Genomic DNA, 16,250 nt, shown 5'->3' on the forward strand with positions numbered 1-16,250 from the left:
TATGGATTTAATGGAAACTTTGGTCGTTGTCCTGCACGTGGTTATTGCCGTGGCCCTGGTGGGCCTGGTTCTGATCCAGCAAGGCAAGGGCGCTGACGCCGGTGCAGCCTTTGGTGGCGGAGCATCGCAGACCGTATTTGGTAGCCAGGGTAGCGGTAGCTTTTTAACCCGCTTTACGACCTTTTTGGCCATTGCGTTCTTTGTAACAAGTTTCTCGTTGGCGATTTTTGCCAAGCAGCGCGCGGAAGTAGCGGGTGAAGCCGGTATTCCGACGGTTCAGGAATCCCAGCCTTCCGCTGTAGATCCTGCCAGCGAAACCGACGGCGGGCAGAGCGATCTGCCTGGCCTGGAGTAACCGAATTGCCCAAGTGGTGGAACTGGTAGACACGCCATCTTGAGGGGGTGGTAGCGAAAGCTGTGCCGGTTCGAGTCCGGCCTTGGGCACCATATGCAGTGAAAAAATGGCCTGGCTTTCCAGGCCATTTTTTTGGTCAGTCCTTGACCAGTGATGTCTGCGGCTCTATACTCCGTCGCAGATTGGGTGCAGTCGAAGTTCGGCTGGCGTCCGGCAGGCACGGTGCCTGCTAGCATCAAGCGCTGTTTAATCGTGCTTTTTGCGAGTTCTTGCAACAAGCAGCCGCCGTATTATGGGCTGTTTGACTAAGGGGCCTGGCGCATCAGGTCCTGGTGCATGAAAAGGGCTGATACACAGCCCTTTTTTTGTTTTTGTGGTCAGCAAATTCTGAATACGGAGATGGCGTAACTTGTCAGCCAAGATCAAACAGTTGGAAGACATTCTGCGGCCGGTGGTTGAAGGCCTCGGCTATGAATACTGGGGCATTGAATTCCGCGCTCGCGGCCACGAATCACTGTTGCGGCTTTTTATTGACGACGTCGAAAAAGGCATCGGCATTGAAGACTGCGAAAAAGTCAGTCGCCAGGTCAGCAGTGTTATGGATGTGGAAGACCCTATACAAAGCGAATACACGCTGGAAGTGTCATCGCCTGGAATGGATCGTCCGCTGTTCGAATTGGCTCAGTATCAGGCGTTCGTCGGGCACAAAGTGCAAATTCGTTTGCGTATGGCCTTTGAAGGCCGGCGCAAGTTCCAGGGTTTGCTGAACGGTATTGAAGGCGAAGATGTAATTGTGGTGGTAGATGACCACGAGTATCTGTTGCCATTCGACAGTATCGACAAGGCGAACATCGTTCCGGTATTCGAGTGACGCCCTCTTTAAGTTGCACTCTATTTGAGTGACATTTCATTTGAGCGATGCATACGAATACATTAAATGGACGCACAGAATATTTTGAAGGCAGGGTAATTCAATGAGTAAAGAAATCTTGCTGGTGGTTGAATCCGTCTCGAACGAAAAAGGTGTCGAGAAAGACGTGATTTTTGAAGCCATCGAATTGGCGCTGGCCACCGCCGCCAAAAAACGCTTCGAAGACGAAGACGCTGATATCCGGGTTTCGATTGACCGCCGTACCGGTGAATACGATACCTTTCGCCGCTGGCTGGTGGTCGATAACGACGCCGTTCCAGCGCTGGGTACCGAGCTGACCTTTCAGGAAGCTGAAGATATCAGCCCTGACTTGCAGCCTGGCGACATGCACGAAGAACAGATCGATTCGGTCGCTTTTGGCCGCATTGGCGCCCAGGCGGCCAAGCAGATCATCTTTCAGAAAGTGCGTGAAGCCGAGCGCACCAAGATTGTAGACAGCTATCGCAGTCGCGTTGGTGAGCTGGTTTCCGGCACCGTGAAGAAAGTGACCCGCGACAACGTGATTGTTGACCTGGGTAATAACGCGGAAGCGCTGTTGCCCCGTGAACACCTGATTGCGCGGGAAACTTTCCGCATGGGCGACCGGGTTCGTTCCTTGCTGCTGGAAATTCGCACAGATCACCGCGGCCCGCAGCTGATTTTGAGCCGCTCTGACTCGCAGATGCTGATCGAGCTGTTCCGTATTGAAGTACCCGAAATCGCTGAAGAGCTGATTGAGATCCGTGGCGCTGCCCGTGATCCCGGCTCGCGCGCAAAAATTGCGGTAAAAACCAACGATCGCCGTATTGATCCGGTAGGCGCGTGCGTAGGTATGCGCGGTTCCAGGGTTCAGGCCGTATCTAACGAGTTGAATGGCGAGCGTGTTGACATAGTGCTGTGGGACGACAATCCCGCGCAACTGGTCATCAACGCTATGGCGCCGGCCGAAGTGGCCTCTATTGTGATGGACGAAGACCGCCATACGATGGACGTAGCGGTTGCAGCAGACAATCTGGCTCAGGCCATTGGCCGTAATGGTCAGAACGTGCGTTTGGCCACCGAGCTGACCGGCTGGACTCTGAACGTAATGACCGAAGAGGAAGCCGGCGAGCGCCAGGAACAAGAACAGGGTCGCCTGCTGGAGCACTTCACAAAGCACTTGGATATCGACGAAGAATTCGCCGGCGTGCTGATTGAAGAAGGTTTTAGCTCGATCGAAGAAGTGGCTTATATTCCGATGGAGGAAATGCTGGCGATTGAGGGTTTCGATGAGGAAATGGTCACCGAGCTGCGTAAGCGAGCTAAAGACGCATTGTTGAATCAGGCTCTGGCCAGCGAAGAAGCGTTGGACGGTGCCGAGCCTGCTGAAGACTTGTTGGCAATGGAAGGCGTAGACCGCGGCTTGGCGTTCAAGCTCGCAGGCATGGGTATACGCACCATGGAAGATCTGGCGGAGCAGTCAGTTGATGACTTGCTTGAAATTGAAGGTATGAATGAAGAGCGTGCAGGTCAGTTAATCATGACAGCACGTGCCCCCTGGTTTGAAGACCAGGCCTAATTCGGGAGGAGGACCAGTATGGCGGAAGTAACGGTAAGACAACTGGCCGAAGATGTAGGCGCTCCCGTGGATCGTTTACTGAAGCAGATTGTGGAAGCAGGCCTGAAAGCGCGTTCTGAGAACGACGCAGTTTCCAGCGACGAGAAACAGCAGCTGCTGACGTATCTGCGCAAGAACCACGGTGACAGTGAGGCCGAGCCTCAGAAAATCACCTTGAAGCGCAAAACAACCACCACGTTGAAAGCCGGCAAGGCCAAATCCGTGAATGTTGAGGTTCGCAAGCGCCGCACGTATATCAAGCGCGCCGAAACGCAGCCAGACGCAGCGGAAGAAGCAGTGGTGGAAGCTCCGGTTACTTCAGTTGAAGCAACCGCAGCGGTTGAAGCAATCACAACGGCTGAAACACCGGTTACAGCGCCGGAAACTGTGGTCGAAAGCAAAGTTGAAGAAACCAGAGCTGAAGAAACCAAGGCAGAGCCGGTTGCGGCTGAACCAGTAGCAGCGAAGGCAGAAAAACCGGCCGCAATAGCGCCTCAAGATATGCCGATACCGCCGCCTGAAGGCGATGGTAAAGACCGCAAGCCGAAGAAAAAGAAAGAAAACGTTCGCGAACGTAGCGATGATAACGACGACGGCAAGCCGAAGAAGAAATCGGCCGGCCACCGTGGCCCTCGCAGCCGCGCCCAGGATTCGCCACGGGCTACGTCTGACGATGACGACACCAAGTTGCGTAAGCCGCTGCGTTCGAAAAAGAAACCTAAAGAGAAGCAACACGCCTTCGAGAGGCCGACCAAACCTATGGTCAGAGAAGTGGAAGTTCCCGAGATTATCACCGTGGGTGACCTGGCACAGCGTATGGCTGTGAAAGCGACCGACGTGATCAAAACGCTGATGGGTATGGGTGTCATGGCCACCATCAACCAGCCTCTGGAGCAGGAAACAGCGATTCTGGTGGTTAACGAACTGGGCCATACTGCCCGAGCCATCAGTGATGACGCCTTCGAAGAGGCCGTACTGAGCGAGTTCAGCAGCCAGGAAGGCCAGGAACAAGTTAAACGCGCGCCAGTTGTGAGCGTAATGGGTCACGTTGACCATGGTAAAACCTCGCTGCTGGATTACATTCGCCGCACCAAGGTTGCGTCTGGCGAAACAGGTGGTATTACCCAGCACATTGGTGCGTACCACGTAAAAACCGACCACGGCATGGTTTCTTTCCTGGATACCCCGGGCCACGCGGCGTTTACCGCCATGCGTGCTCGCGGCGCCCAGTGTACCGACATCGTGATTTTGGTGGTGGCGTCTGACGACGGCGTTATGCCGCAGACCAAAGAGGCGGTTGAACACGCTCGTGCTGCCGGTGTGCCCATCGTGGTAGCTATTACCAAGATGGACAAAGAAAATGCCGATCTGGATCGCGTCAAAAACGAGTTGTCTGCCATTAACGTGATTCCGGAAGAGTGGGGCGGCGATGTGCAATTCGTGCCGATTTCTTCTAAGTCCGGTGACGGCGTAGACAATCTGCTGGAAGCGGTATTGCTGCAAGCTGAAATTCTTGAGCTGCAGGCGTCTCCGTCTGCACCTGCCCAAGGCGTTGTGGTTGAATCCAGCCTTGAGCGTGGCCGCGGTTCAGTGGCTACCGTACTGGTTCAGAACGGTACTCTGCGCCAGGGCGATATGGTTGTTGCAGGTTCTTTCTTCGGGAAAGTGCGCGCAATGACCGACGAAGCGGGCAAGCAGGTTAAAGATGCAGGCCCTTCTATTCCGGTAGAGGTTCTGGGCTTGAATGGCACGCCCAACGCTGGCGACGAATTCTTCGTTGTAGCCGACGAGCGCAAGGCCAAAGAGCTGGCTGAGTTCCGCCACGTTCGTGAGCGCGAGCAGCGTTTACAGCGTCAGCAGGCAGCCAAACTGGAAAACCTGTTCGAGAATATGGGCAAAGACCAGGTGAAAACCCTGAACGTGGTATTGAAAACCGACGTTCGTGGTTCGCTGGAAGCCATTACCCGTTCGCTGCAGGATCTGGGCAACGAAGAAGTACAGGTGAAGATTGTATCTTCCGGTGTGGGCGGCATAGCCGAAACCGACATCAGCCTGGCCGTGGCTACCAGTGCCGTGATCTTTGGCTTTAACGTTCGCGCCGACAACGCCGCCAAGCGCCTGGTAGAACAGGAAGGCCTGGATCTGCGTTACTACAGCATTATCTACAACCTGTTGGATGACGTGAAAGCGGCTCTGACTGGCATGCTGGCGCCGGAATTCCGCGAAGACATCATCGGCATTGCCGACGTACGCGACGTGTTCCGTTCGCCGAAGTTTGGCCAGGTGGCCGGTTGCATGGTGACTGAAGGCAACGTGTACCGTAACAAACCGATTCGCGTACTGCGTGACAACGTAGTGATCTTTGAAGGCGAGCTGGAATCCCTGCGCCGCTTCAAAGACGACGTGCCAGAAGTACGTAACGGCATGGAATGCGGTATTGGTGTGAAAGGCTATGACGTGAAAGTGGGCGATCAGATCGAAGTATTCGATCGGATTCGGGTCGAGCGCAAGCTTGAATCCACGGGGGCGTAATGGCTAGAGAATTCAGTCGTATTGATCGCATAGGCGATCAGATGCAACGCGAATTGGCTCAGCTCATCCAGCGGGAGATTAAAGACCCGCGGGTGGGCATGATTACGGTCAATGCCGTTAAGGTAAGCCGCGATCTGGGTTACGCCGACATTTACGTGTCCTTGCTGACCACTGAAGAGTTGGGCGCAGAGTCGCCAGAGGTGAAAGAATCTCTGGCGGTACTGAACAAGGCATCCGGGTTTCTGCGTGGCCAGGTTGGCCGTGCGATGAAGCTTCGCGTGGTGCCTCTTCTGCGCTTTCACTTTGATGAACTGCAGGGTTACAGCCGCCGCCTGGATGGCCTGATTCGCAAAGCCGTGGGTGACCAGCCCGCGGTAAGTGATGATGACAACAACCCGGAGCCTAACGCGTGAGCCGCAGACACAAAGGCCGCGACGTTAGTGGCATTTTGGTGATCGACAAGCCCCAGGGTTTAACCTCTAATGGCATTTTGCAGCAGGTTAAGCGTTTGTATGGGGCTGCCAAAGCCGGCCATACCGGAGCCTTAGATCCGCTGGCCACCGGCGTATTGCCACTGTGCTTTGGCGAGGCCACCAAGTTCTCGCAGACCATGCTCGACAGCGACAAAGCCTATATCGCTACCGCCCGCTTGGGTGAACGCACCGAAACCGGTGATAGCGAAGGCTCTGTGGTAGAAACCCGACCCGTGCCGGAAGGCCTGAACGCTGACATTTTAGAGCCCTTGCTGGACCGCTTTCGTGGCGATATCCAGCAGGTGCCTTCTATGTATTCGGCGCTCAAGCACAAGGGCCGCCCGCTGTATGAATACGCCCGTGAGGGCATTGAAATTGAGCGCCCCGCCCGCCCGGTCACCATTTACGAGTTGCAGTTACTGGCTATTCGCGACAACGAAATGGACATTGCGGTTAAGTGCACAAAGGGCACCTACATCCGCTCACTGGTGGAAGACATCGGCGAAGTGATTGGCTGTGGTGCCCATGTGATTGCACTGCGCCGTACCCTGGCTGCAGGCTTCACATTAGCCGACGCCCACGACGTACCGGGTATGGAAGCCATGCGCGAGCGTGATGAAAGCCTGGACGGCTTGCTGGTAGCGCCAGATGCGGCACTCAGCATGTTTCCCGAGTATCGTCTGAGCGGGCCGGTGCTGGTGTCGATATTGAATGGCCAAGCAGTTAGAATAGAAGAGCAGCTTGAACAGGGTTACGTGCGCGTTTATGGCAATCAAGACTTTGTTGGGCTGGCAGAAGCATTCCCGGACAGCGAGGGCACCCAGTTGGTACCCAAGCGTTTGGTAAAAACCGACGACCGCCGTTAGGCGAGTCGTTTAGCCGAGCTGTAGAGATGCGCGGTTCGGCTGTACTCTTAAGCATCGCAATATATTGAGGTGGTTTATGGCACTTTCTGCCAACGAGAAAGCTCAGATTGTTAAAGATTACCAGCAGGCTGAAAGCGATACCGGTTCCCCTGAAGTTCAGGTGGCACTGCTTAGCGCTAACATCGACAAGCTGCAGGGTCACTTCAAGATCAACAAGCAAGACCACCATTCACGCCGCGGTCTGATCCGTATGGTAAACCAGCGTCGTAAGCTGCTGGACTATCTGAAAGGCAAGAATGCTGATCGTTACCTTGAGCTGATCAAGCGTTTGGGTCTGCGTCGCTAATTTGTTTCGACGGCCTGAGAGCCGGGGCATGGTTATTTGCTCTGGCTAACCAACCGGCGGCGGCGCTTGCAAGAGCGCTTTCGCCGGTTGTGTTTTTTTATCTGGCGCAGAACAGCAGTTACCCACATGGGTGAGTAACTGAATCAATCGGAAAGATATTCAGGAGTTTTTTGTGGAACTTAATCCCGTAACTAAAACGTTCGAACTTGGTGGCAAAACCGTTACTTTGGAAACTGGCCGTATCGCTCGCCAGGCCACCGGTGCCGTACTCGTAACCATCGACGATATTTCTGTGCTGGGCACCGTTGTCGGTGCCAAAGAAGCCAAGCCTGGTCAGGGCTTTTTCCCGCTGACCGTCAACTACACCGAAAAAACCTACTCTGTGGGCAAGATTCCCGGTGGTTTCTTCAAGCGTGAAGCGCGTCCTACTGAAAAAGAGACCCTGACGTCACGCCTGATCGACCGTCCTATTCGTCCGCTGTTTCCTAATGGTTTCATGAACGAAGTCCAAGTTGTGCTGACCGTTATGTCAGCCAACAAGACTCAGGATCCTGACATTGCTGCCATGCTGGCGGCTTCTGCAGCCCTGGCTATTTCTGGCATTCCGTTTGAAGGCCCCATCGGTGCGTCCCGCGTTGGCTTTACCAACGAGCGTGGCTACTTCCTGAACCCGACTCATGAAGAGCGTTCAACCTCGCTGCTGGACATGATTGTTGCCGGTACCGAAGACGCCGTGCTGATGGTTGAATCCCAGGCCAAAAGCCTGAACGAAGACCAGATGCTGGGCGCCGTGCTGTTCGCCCACCAGGAAATGCAGACTGCCGTTAGCGCCATTAAGGAATTTGCCGCTGAAATTGGCAAGCCCCGCTGGGCATGGCAGGCTGAAGCTGTAAACGCCGAACTGATGGGCGCCATCAAGGCTGACTTTGCTGACGCTATCGCAGAGGCTTACAGCATCCGCGATAAGATGGACCGTTACGCACGGCTGGGCGAGATCAAAGCCGCGGCCGTTGCAAAATTGGCCGGTGACGAAGAAGGCAAGCACTCTGCTGAAGACGTCAAAAAGTGCTTCGGTAAAACCGAAAAGCACGTTGTTCGCCAGCAGGTTATTGATGGCAAGCCGCGTATTGACGGCCGCGACACCAAAACCGTGCGCCCGATCAAAATTGAACTGGGCATTCTGCCGGGTGCTCACGGCTCTGCACTGTTCACCCGTGGCGAAACCCAGGCCATCGTGACTACTACGCTGGGCACGTCGCGCGACATGCAGATCATCGATGCCTTGGAAGGGGAAAGCAAAGACCCGTTCCTGTTCCACTATAACTTCCCTCCGTACTCTGTTGGTGAAGCGGGCCGTATGATGGGCCCCGGCCGTCGTGAAATTGGTCACGGACGCCTGGCCAAGCGTGGCCTTCTGGCGGTAATGCCAACGGTTGAAGAGTTCCCGTACACCATTCGTGCGGTGTCTGAAATCACCGAATCCAACGGTTCCAGCTCTATGGCATCGGTGTGTGGTTCCAGTCTGGCACTGATGGACGCAGGCGTGCCTATCAAGTCTGCCGTGGCCGGTATTGCCATGGGTCTGGTTAAAGAGGGCGATAAGTTCGCCATCCTGACCGACATCCTGGGCGATGAAGATCACCTTGGCGACATGGACTTCAAAGTAGCCGGTACCAAAGAAGGTATCACCGCGCTGCAGATGGACATCAAGATCAACGGCATCACCGACGAGATTATGGAACTGGCCCTGGAGCAAGCCTACGGCGCTCGCCAGCATATCCTTGGCGAGATGAACAAGGTGATTGCGGCTTCGCGTACCGAGCTGTCATCACGTGCGCCTAGCATCACCACCATCAAGATCAATCCGGAGAAAATTCGTGACGTGATCGGCAAGGGCGGTTCTACCATCCGTTCTATCTGCGATGAAACCGGTGCGTCTATTGATCTGGACGACGACGGCAACGTGAAAATCTACGCCGACAACATGGAAGCGGCACAGGCTGCGGTTAAGCGGGTAATGGAAATTACCGCTGAAATCGAAGTGGGTGCTATCTACCAGGGTCGCGTTGAGCGCATCGTCGACTTCGGCGCGTTTGTAAACATTCTGCCGGGCAAAGATGGCCTGGTGCACATCTCTCAGATTTCTGACCGTCGCATTGAAAACGTGACTGATGAGCTGAAAGAAGGCCAGGAAGTTCTGGTCAAAGTGCTGGATGTAGACAACCGTGGCCGCGTTAAGCTGTCTATGAAGGAAGTAAAAGAAGGCGAGAAGCCGACTGACCTTTCTGCCTGATAGTTCGATGGTGTGGGGACAGACTTCAAGTCTGTCCTCCGTCTTACTCTTTGCTCAACTTGGGGACAGACTTCAAGTCTGTCCCCGGCTCTGCTCAGTCCGTCCCCGACTTTGCTTGGTCTGTCCCCGGTTCTACTCAGTCCGTCGCTGATCCCTTCGTCTTCAGAAAATCAATCAGGCTCTTTTGGTATTCCGGCAGCGCGAAAGTCGCCGTGTGGGGCGTGTCGGTTTGCAGAAACTTCTTTGGCTCTCTCGCCGCCTGGTACAGGGTTTCGCCGTTGGCAAAAGGGATAATGCCATCGCGCACGCTGTGAATCATCAGTAGCGGTGTAGGGCTTATACGGCCGATGTAGTCTGCGCCTTCGTAGTCGTCAGGAATGGTCCAGCTTAGAGGGGCCTGAAGCGGCCAGGTGAGCCAGAAGCTGGCGAGTTTGTCGCGGGCAATGGCACGAAAGCCAGCGAAGGCGCCGTCGAGGATCACGCCATTCAGGGGCGGTTGTTCGTTACGCTGCTGCCACTCGGCGGCCAAGGGGATGGCCAGGGCGCCGCCCAGGCTTTGACCCAGTAAGAAGATGGGTTTGCCTTGAGTGTGTGGCTGCTGGATTAGCCAGCGCATTCCGCTTTCTACGTCGTGCAGGGCGCCTTCAATATCCGGTGCACCGGTTGAGCGGCCATAGCCGCGGTAATCCAGCGCGAAGACGTTGTAACCTTCGGCCGGCAGCCAGGCCACGTTCATAATGTGGCTGCTGATGTTCTGAGCGTTCCCGTGTAAGTAGTAAACCGTGCCTTTGGCGTTATTCGCCTCTGCGTCGCTGCCAGCACTTTGTAGAGTCACCGCTGGTAACCACCAGCCGTGTAACACTTCGCCGTCTGGGGTATTGATGAAGGCGTTACTGTATTCCAGATTTAGCCGGTCTGGGGTAATGTAAGTGGTCTGGTCCGGGAAAAAGAACAGGCCACTGCAACCGCTTAACGCGAAAGTAGCAATCAGCAGGCCACACAGAGCTCGCATGTTATTTCCCATATCGACCAATTTGATTGATTCCATTCTCATCAAAAGCTTTGTATATTTTTTGCATTATCTGGTCGGACTGAAGATGGCCATCAAACCATCGCAACTGCTGCTCAATATTTAACCGATACGGAATGTAACCTAAGCTGATTCCCTCTTTTACCAGCTCGTCTAAACACGAGTGCGCATTACTGACCGACAGCTCAGAAGACTGGCTGAATAAAATTGGAACGGTGCTATCTATCAAGTCATGGCGTAAATTTGTGAAGGTGATCAAAGGGTCGATGTTGTGTTTCCTGCAGACTGTACGCACATGTTGTGTGTACCTGATAACACTATCCGGAGACATGGGGATAAGGGGTGCATACCATAACAGCCCGCATTTGTCCTTTGCAGGATCCTTAATAGCCGACTGTTGTTCAGGAACAGTGGTTCGCCAATAGCATAGAGGTTTGGCGATCTCATTGGGCCTTCCGCGCATAATCTCAATGCTGGCAGCGAGCGACTTTAACTTGTCCTGAATCGCTGGTAGAAACCACGCGGGCATTTTCCCAAACACTGATTTTGCGATCTTAATTTTTACATCACCCGAAAATATTATGTGATGGGCATGGGGTTTGGCGGCTTTTTTTATGAGCTTTTTGACTTGTTTAACAACACTGGGCTCACCGTATATTGAACCCACAATGGTCCAGGCAGCCACCATTTCCTTTTTTGTGATCGTTTCTATCTGTTCGCTGCTTAATAGATTACCTGTGTCTTTATTTGGATTTGGTTTCAGCATTGAAATAATGCGAAGTCGATCCATCAGATTTATCGAGCCAACAATGCCCTCAAACTTTTCCAGCGTACTTTTAATAAATTCTATTGCAACTCTAACGTCGTCGTCATTTTTGTAATCAATATAAAATGAATCAAATCCGGCGGGAATTCGTTTTAAGCGAATGGTGGCTTGATAGACAACGCCAAGTCCTGATTGTGTAAAAAGGCCATCGAGGTAGGGGCCAACATTCCATTTATAAGTCTGATTCACCAGATCGGCCTGGCCCGCTTCAGACGATAACTGACTCAGTGGTGATTGATAATGCTGCCCGTTCGGCAATATAGCTTTGAGATCGGTAAGTGCTGCAAAATGGTCCTGATGGGGTGTTATTCCATAACCCCTCTCCAGAGCGTTTGCCAGAATCGAGCAGGACGCGCCTGCTCCAGTAACCGGTACCATGAACGGAAGATTATTTTTCTCGAAATAGCCACTAAGCTGGCCTTGAGTGACGCCGGGTTCAATCCTGACCAAGCCCAAGTACTCGTTGACCATATCAATGTTATTCAGTAGCGACAAATCGAGGATGACCGAATTGCCGCTGGATAAATTGGGCAGGGACGTGCCATATCCCCAATTATTTCCAGTCGATATGGGGTAAAAAACGATCTTAGTTTGCCCGTTTGTCGCGAGCTTATTCGCTAACTGAAATAACTCACTGATTACCTCAATTTTTTTAACCTTTATCGCACCGTAGAGATTTCGCGATATAGATTCAGTACCCTTGTTGTAAAGCGTGTTTGCCTGATTTTGGTTGAATACTTCACAGTTTTGAAAATTATCAAATCCATTTGAAGTTAATAGTAAGTGCAAGTCTTGTGTCAAAAGAATTCCTCCACTTGGAAATAATGCGTCTACTATTGATCAGTAGAGTGTTTGATGTTTTTTAACATCATCCTGAAACCCCTAGCCAGGTGCGCGTGCAAAAGTTCGGCATTGATATAATAGGGCGCTCGCCGGCCATGATAGTCAACGACAGGTCCTATTTGTCTGAACCTGATACCCACAAAGACCATATTTCTGGCCAGCCGCGGCTCCATCATTACGTAGGCGTGTTTTTTACCCAGCTTCATGGCCAGTGAAGCGGCAGAAAAATACAAGCCAATGGCAATAAATGAGAAGCAGCGTAATTCATTTTTAGAATATTGCACTACATTGATGCTGCCCGTGGCGGCGCCTGGAAATTTGTCCGTTTGACGCCGGCGGAATGAAGACGGCACGGCCAGTCTTGAAAACTCACAGACGTCCTCTCTGGGGAAGTTGGTCGGCGAATAGGCAAGATCCGTAATTGTGTCCAGGCAGTACTTCTCAATGGGTAATGCTTCTCTGTTCTCTTCTTTACTATTAACAATACGTACTGTGTCCGCAAACACATTGCTCGACCTGTGTCTGACAAGGCAGTAGGCAGCGTGAGAGTCAAATTCGTCTGTCTCTTCGCCGGATTCGCGCAGAGCCTCCCATCCCAGTTCCTCGCAGTAAACCTGATGGCGTATTTTGTAGGCTTCACGCTCCAGTTCAGCTGTTGTGGCGATGTAAAATGAGAAAAACTGCATAAAACGACCACACGTAGCATTGGCTTCCCTTAATTTTAATAAGGAACTCCAGGCTTTTCTAATATTCAATTTCTGCTTTATAGTTGTCCAGGACCCGCCTTCTTTTTTGAAGCCAGCTCTTTTTTTAACGATTTTTTTACTGCGTTCTACGTAGCCCTCATATTCCTTTTTACTTAAAAGTAAGCGTGCAAACCGGCTTGCCATGTGTTTTGCATCCTGTTGAAGTGGTCTTCACGATTGAACTCGGCGAACACGCTGAATTCGCGGCCAAGGTGCCAGCTGGCTTTGCTGTAGAGCTGGTCTTGACGGTGTTGGCTGCTGATAATCCAGGCTTTGGTTTTCACCCCGGCCAACAGGCTAAAGCGGGGTGTCTGGTGCAGAAGTCCCAGATCAGCGCCGGGTGCTGCATCGTAGCCGCGCCCTAAGTCGTCATCAATTTCCAGATCCGCCGTTGCCAGCGCAAACGCCTGCGTATTGCTAGCAATACGCCAGCTGCCGCCGGCACCGCCGTCCAGATAGGGCGCCAGAACTCTTTCACGACCCGTATCCGTGCGTCGGCCACCAAAGCTGACTTGCCACGACAGCGGTGAGAAAAAGCGATTACGGGGGCTCAGCGAGCGCACATCAATGGCGGTAAACTGCTCGAGCTGCAACTCGTTGTTATCGGTGTAATAGCGAGCGTCAAATCGCAGAAACTGCAGTTGAGCCCCGCTCCGGTAGCCTTCGGGAGGATCCAAGAAATCATGGTATGCAGGGCGAAAGCTCAATAGGGAGAAGTTGCGGCCGCTTGACGCGTACTCTGCGCGACCGGCGCCTAGGCTCAAACGGAAAGTGTCATGGCCTTGATCGTCTCGCACCAACGGCCTCGGCGGCTGCCCGGGCTGGTCTGCAATCAGTTTACTGCGTTCTCGCAAAAGAGCATGTGATAGCGGGGCAGCGAAGTCACGGGGCCAGCCATCGGCTTCGCTCTGGTAGCGTACGTAATCGTAACTTGCATCCAGCACGGCGGCCCGGTCGACCTCGTTGAGTGCCATCAGCTCCGCACTGTCCGGTTGCAGGTAACCGTTGGCCAGGGCAGAGGCAATGAGCTGCTGTTGGGAGCCAAGAGATTCCAGCGAATAGCTGACCGCGGTTGCGGCCGAGGGCCGGTATTCCACATTGGTTACCAGGTTCTTTTCGATTACCCAGCGCACGGTATCTGTTGGAATGGCGTGGGTATTTACCTCATCCAGCAGGTCAGTGCCCGGCCGCGCCACATCGATCAGTGCCAGCAGGCGGTAAGCGCAGTTCTCGTCAAAAAAGTAATAATCAAAGTTCTTGTCCTGAATCTCCCAGGCGTGGGCGGTCATTCTGTCGACCTCACTTTGCGTCAGGTTTAGCTGATACTCCCATAAATCCCGATGTTCAATGTCCGAGTATAGACGGATTTTTTGGTAGTAGGGCTGAACCGTGGTAATGCCCGGGTAGCCACCAAAAATACCGCGATAGGCAAACATCAGCTCACCGTCGTGGGCGGCGGCATCGGCGGCGTAGGAAATGGTGTTGGCCAGTAGCAGGTTAGTGTTGTTGTCATCTTGAGGTGGGTTCAGGCGCAGAAACGTATGGCCGAACATAGACGACGGGCTGTTCAGATAGGACGCCGCAAACACCAGGGTAACGGTTTCCGTGTTTAGCTCATCCTGCCATTGCTGATACGCGGGGCAGTCAACCGCAGGCAAATTCAGATTCAGCTCTTGTTGCAGCCAGGTTGATCGGGCTGGAAATCGGCAGCGCGCGTGCAGGTCTCCGCCGCCCGGCTGTTGAATGGCCGCAAGTGTGGCCACTAATTCAGCCTTTGGGGAGAGCTTGCCGTCGGCACTGAGGAAAAATGCATCGTCGTCGGCCTGGCTTTTGAAACCGCTGCTCAGATTGGGCTGATGGTAATGGCCCAGTGTTAGCCAGCCTGGCGATAGGTGTAGGCTGGCAGGTACGCTGGTTGTTACAGCCAGGGCCGGCATTGGCAGCAGCGCCAATACGGCTGCGGCTATTCCAGAAAGAAGTGTTTGGCCCATGGCAGGTCACAGAGTCCGTAGTGTTTAGAAAAAAAAGTGCGCCATCACTGGCGCACTGGTATCGCGGTATTTCTCATGAACCTGGAAATATCAGGCAGCGACGTACTTGCTCAGGCCGGCATCTTGTTGCAGCAGAGCAACAATGGCGCTAACAGCCTGGTCAGAGGTGGTGTCTGCGTTGGGGAAAATAGTCGCGAAGTTATTCTGCAGAACGCTGCGGAAACTGTCACGGTCAGCCTGTTCTACGCCCAGTAGAACAGCCAGGGTGTCCAGGTTTTCGCCGTTGCCACGTGACATGTCACGAGCTACTTTATCGATGTTGCTGTCCATGTACATGGCCATGGATTGAACGGAAGCATTGGTTGAGCAGCCCAGAGTACCGGTAGTCATACCGAAAGTTTGGTTAAAGAATGTGCCGTTGGTGGTTGCCGCCAGTACGTGCGGGGCAATACCGGACTGTCCTTTCCAGATCATGGCGCCAACGCCACAGCCCGGCTGTGCGAAGGCCATAGAGGAAGCACCCAGAAGAATTGCACCTGCGATCAGTTTTTTCATTATTCACTCCTTGGTTTTTGGTATAGCTGTTGTCGCAGCGATAGTGCCGAATGATGCTGAAAGTACCGAACGTAGCACGCAACCGCTTGTCGGAGTATAGCCAATTTTTCCGACGCACTAACTGTGATAACGGAAAAAGTCTGGTTTTATGGTTATTTACCGCACAGTTCCAATACTTACCCGCCCAGATACGCTTCCCGCACTTGCGGATTCACCAGCAGGTTTGCACCTGTGTCATGCAGGCGAATGCGCCCGGTTTCCAGCACGTAACCCCTGTCGGCTAAATTCAGCGCCTGGTGGGCGTTCTGTTCTACCAGAAATACCGTCATGCCGTCATCGCGCAGTTTGCCGATAATCTCAAAAATCTGTTTGATAATCAGCGGTGCGAGGCCCAGGGACGGCTCGTCCAGAATGATCAAACGCGGTTTGCTCATGAGCGCGCGGCCAATGGCCAGCATTTGCTGCTCGCCGCCAGACATGGTGCCGGCGCGCTGGCTTTCCCGCTCTTTCAGGCGCGGGAAAAGTTCGTAAACGTGCTCCTGGCTTTTGCGAATTTCTGATTTGGTGTTGAAAAAACCACCCATGTGCAGATTTTCTTTCACCGTTAGTCCGGAAAAAATACGCCGGCCTTCGGGCACTATCGCAATGCCGGAGCGCATGATTTGCGAGGTCGGTTCTTTGGTGATGTCGCGGCCTTCCAGCACCACCCGGCCAGCACTGGCCTGGGGGCTGCCGCAAACGGTCATCAGCAGTGTGGTTTTGCCGGCGCCGTTGGCGCCGATCAGCGACACAATTTCGCCCTCATTTATTTCAACCGATACGCCGTGCAGGGCTTCGATTTTGCCATAGTGGGTGTGTACATCTTCCAGTATCAACATGGCTGGTCC

General features: G+C 53.5%; 14 protein-coding genes and 1 tRNA gene. 9 read left to right on the forward strand and 6 right to left on the reverse strand.

What is annotated here, in order from left to right; genetic code table 11:
• Position 1: 1 nt before the first annotated feature.
• The 9 genes from secG (at position 2) to pnp (ending at position 9,372) form a co-directional block, all read left to right on the forward strand.
• Positions 2-355 (forward strand): preprotein translocase subunit SecG, encoded by a 354-nt coding sequence (gene secG, locus ATG98_RS10375; RefSeq protein WP_098421000.1) that lies wholly within the window; start codon positions 2-4, stop codon positions 353-355.
• Between the two features lie 7 nt (positions 356-362).
• Positions 363-447 (forward strand) — tRNA-Leu (locus tag ATG98_RS10380).
• A gap of 317 nt (positions 448-764) precedes the next feature.
• Entirely contained in the window at positions 765-1,226 is a 462-nt protein-coding gene (gene rimP / locus ATG98_RS10385) for a ribosome maturation factor RimP (RefSeq protein WP_098421001.1), read from the forward strand.
• 103 nt (positions 1,227-1,329) lie between these two features.
• The gene (gene nusA / locus ATG98_RS10390) at positions 1,330-2,823 is read left to right on the forward strand and encodes a transcription termination factor NusA (protein ID WP_098421002.1); all 1,494 of its coding nucleotides are present in this window, start codon (positions 1,330-1,332) and stop codon (positions 2,821-2,823) included.
• An 18-nt stretch (positions 2,824-2,841) separates the two neighbouring features.
• On the forward strand, positions 2,842-5,394 hold the full coding sequence (infB, locus tag ATG98_RS10395; protein WP_098421003.1) for a translation initiation factor IF-2: 2,553 nt from the start codon (positions 2,842-2,844) through the stop codon (positions 5,392-5,394).
• The gene (rbfA, locus tag ATG98_RS10400) at positions 5,394-5,807 is read left to right on the forward strand and encodes a 30S ribosome-binding factor RbfA (RefSeq protein ID WP_098421004.1); all 414 of its coding nucleotides are present in this window, start codon (positions 5,394-5,396) and stop codon (positions 5,805-5,807) included. The genes infB and rbfA overlap by 1 nt, the downstream gene beginning before the upstream one ends.
• Positions 5,804-6,733, forward strand: a complete 930-nt coding sequence (truB, locus tag ATG98_RS10405) for a tRNA pseudouridine(55) synthase TruB (RefSeq protein ID WP_098421005.1) — start codon at positions 5,804-5,806, stop codon at positions 6,731-6,733. The genes rbfA and truB overlap by 4 nt, the downstream gene beginning before the upstream one ends.
• A 76-nt stretch (positions 6,734-6,809) precedes the next feature.
• Positions 6,810-7,079 carry a 30S ribosomal protein S15 gene (gene rpsO / locus ATG98_RS10410; protein ID WP_098421006.1) on the forward strand — a complete coding sequence of 90 codons (270 nt, stop codon included), beginning with the start codon at positions 6,810-6,812 and terminating at the stop codon, positions 7,077-7,079.
• Between the two features lie 172 nt (positions 7,080-7,251).
• Positions 7,252-9,372: a polyribonucleotide nucleotidyltransferase gene (pnp, locus tag ATG98_RS10415; protein ID WP_098422886.1), complete on the forward strand. Its 2,121-nt coding sequence runs from the start codon at positions 7,252-7,254 to the stop codon at positions 9,370-9,372.
• 136 nt (positions 9,373-9,508) lie between these two features.
• Here pnp and ATG98_RS10420 read toward each other — a convergent pair whose 3' ends face one another.
• From ATG98_RS10420 to ATG98_RS10445, 6 genes are all read right to left on the reverse strand, one after another.
• Positions 9,509-10,384 (reverse strand): alpha/beta hydrolase, encoded by an 876-nt coding sequence (locus ATG98_RS10420; protein ID WP_228706083.1) that lies wholly within the window; start codon positions 10,382-10,384, stop codon positions 9,509-9,511.
• Position 10,385: 1 nt separating this feature from the next.
• Positions 10,386-12,029, reverse strand: a complete 1,644-nt coding sequence (locus ATG98_RS10425) for an FAD-binding protein (RefSeq protein ID WP_179888114.1) — start codon at positions 12,027-12,029, stop codon at positions 10,386-10,388.
• A gap of 32 nt (positions 12,030-12,061) precedes the next feature.
• Entirely contained in the window at positions 12,062-12,961 is a 900-nt protein-coding gene (locus ATG98_RS10430) for a PEP-CTERM/exosortase system-associated acyltransferase (RefSeq protein WP_228706084.1), read from the reverse strand.
• Positions 12,931-14,808, reverse strand: coding sequence for a DUF4105 domain-containing protein (locus ATG98_RS10435; RefSeq protein ID WP_098422890.1), 1,878 nt, complete (start codon positions 14,806-14,808; stop codon positions 12,931-12,933). Before ATG98_RS10435 ends, ATG98_RS10430 begins: the two co-directional genes overlap by 31 nt.
• Before the next feature lie 90 nt (positions 14,809-14,898).
• Entirely contained in the window at positions 14,899-15,363 is a 465-nt protein-coding gene (locus tag ATG98_RS10440; protein ID WP_098422892.1) for a DUF3015 domain-containing protein, read from the reverse strand.
• A 176-nt stretch (positions 15,364-15,539) separates the two neighbouring features.
• Positions 15,540-16,241, reverse strand: a complete 702-nt coding sequence (locus ATG98_RS10445; protein ID WP_098421013.1) for an ABC transporter ATP-binding protein — start codon at positions 16,239-16,241, stop codon at positions 15,540-15,542.
• Between the last annotated feature and the right edge of the window lie 9 nt (positions 16,242-16,250).

Origin of the sequence: Marinobacter sp. LV10R520-4 (genome assembly GCF_002563815.1) — a bacterium.
GTDB lineage: Bacteria > Pseudomonadota > Gammaproteobacteria > Pseudomonadales > Oleiphilaceae > Marinobacter.

Excerpts from the sequence above, each read along its gene's own strand:
- ATG98_RS10440 (WP_098422892.1), bottom strand. The coding sequence starts at position 15,363 with ATGAAAAAACTGATCGCAGGTGCAATTCTTCTGGGTGCTTCCTCTATG.
- infB (WP_098421003.1), top strand. The coding sequence starts at position 2,842 with ATGGCGGAAGTAACGGTAAGACAACTGGCCGAAGATGTAGGCGCTCCC.
- ATG98_RS10435 (WP_098422890.1), bottom strand. The coding sequence starts at position 14,808 with ATGGGCCAAACACTTCTTTCTGGAATAGCCGCAGCCGTATTGGCGCTG.
- ATG98_RS10430 (WP_228706084.1), bottom strand. The coding sequence starts at position 12,961 with ATGGCAAGCCGGTTTGCACGCTTACTTTTAAGTAAAAAGGAATATGAG.
- rbfA (WP_098421004.1), top strand. The coding sequence starts at position 5,394 with ATGGCTAGAGAATTCAGTCGTATTGATCGCATAGGCGATCAGATGCAA.
- ATG98_RS10445 (WP_098421013.1), bottom strand. The coding sequence starts at position 16,241 with ATGTTGATACTGGAAGATGTACACACCCACTATGGCAAAATCGAAGCC.
- secG (WP_098421000.1), top strand. The coding sequence starts at position 2 with ATGGATTTAATGGAAACTTTGGTCGTTGTCCTGCACGTGGTTATTGCC.
- nusA (WP_098421002.1), top strand. The coding sequence starts at position 1,330 with ATGAGTAAAGAAATCTTGCTGGTGGTTGAATCCGTCTCGAACGAAAAA.
- rpsO (WP_098421006.1), top strand. The coding sequence starts at position 6,810 with ATGGCACTTTCTGCCAACGAGAAAGCTCAGATTGTTAAAGATTACCAG.
- ATG98_RS10420 (WP_228706083.1), bottom strand. The coding sequence starts at position 10,384 with ATGCGAGCTCTGTGTGGCCTGCTGATTGCTACTTTCGCGTTAAGCGGT.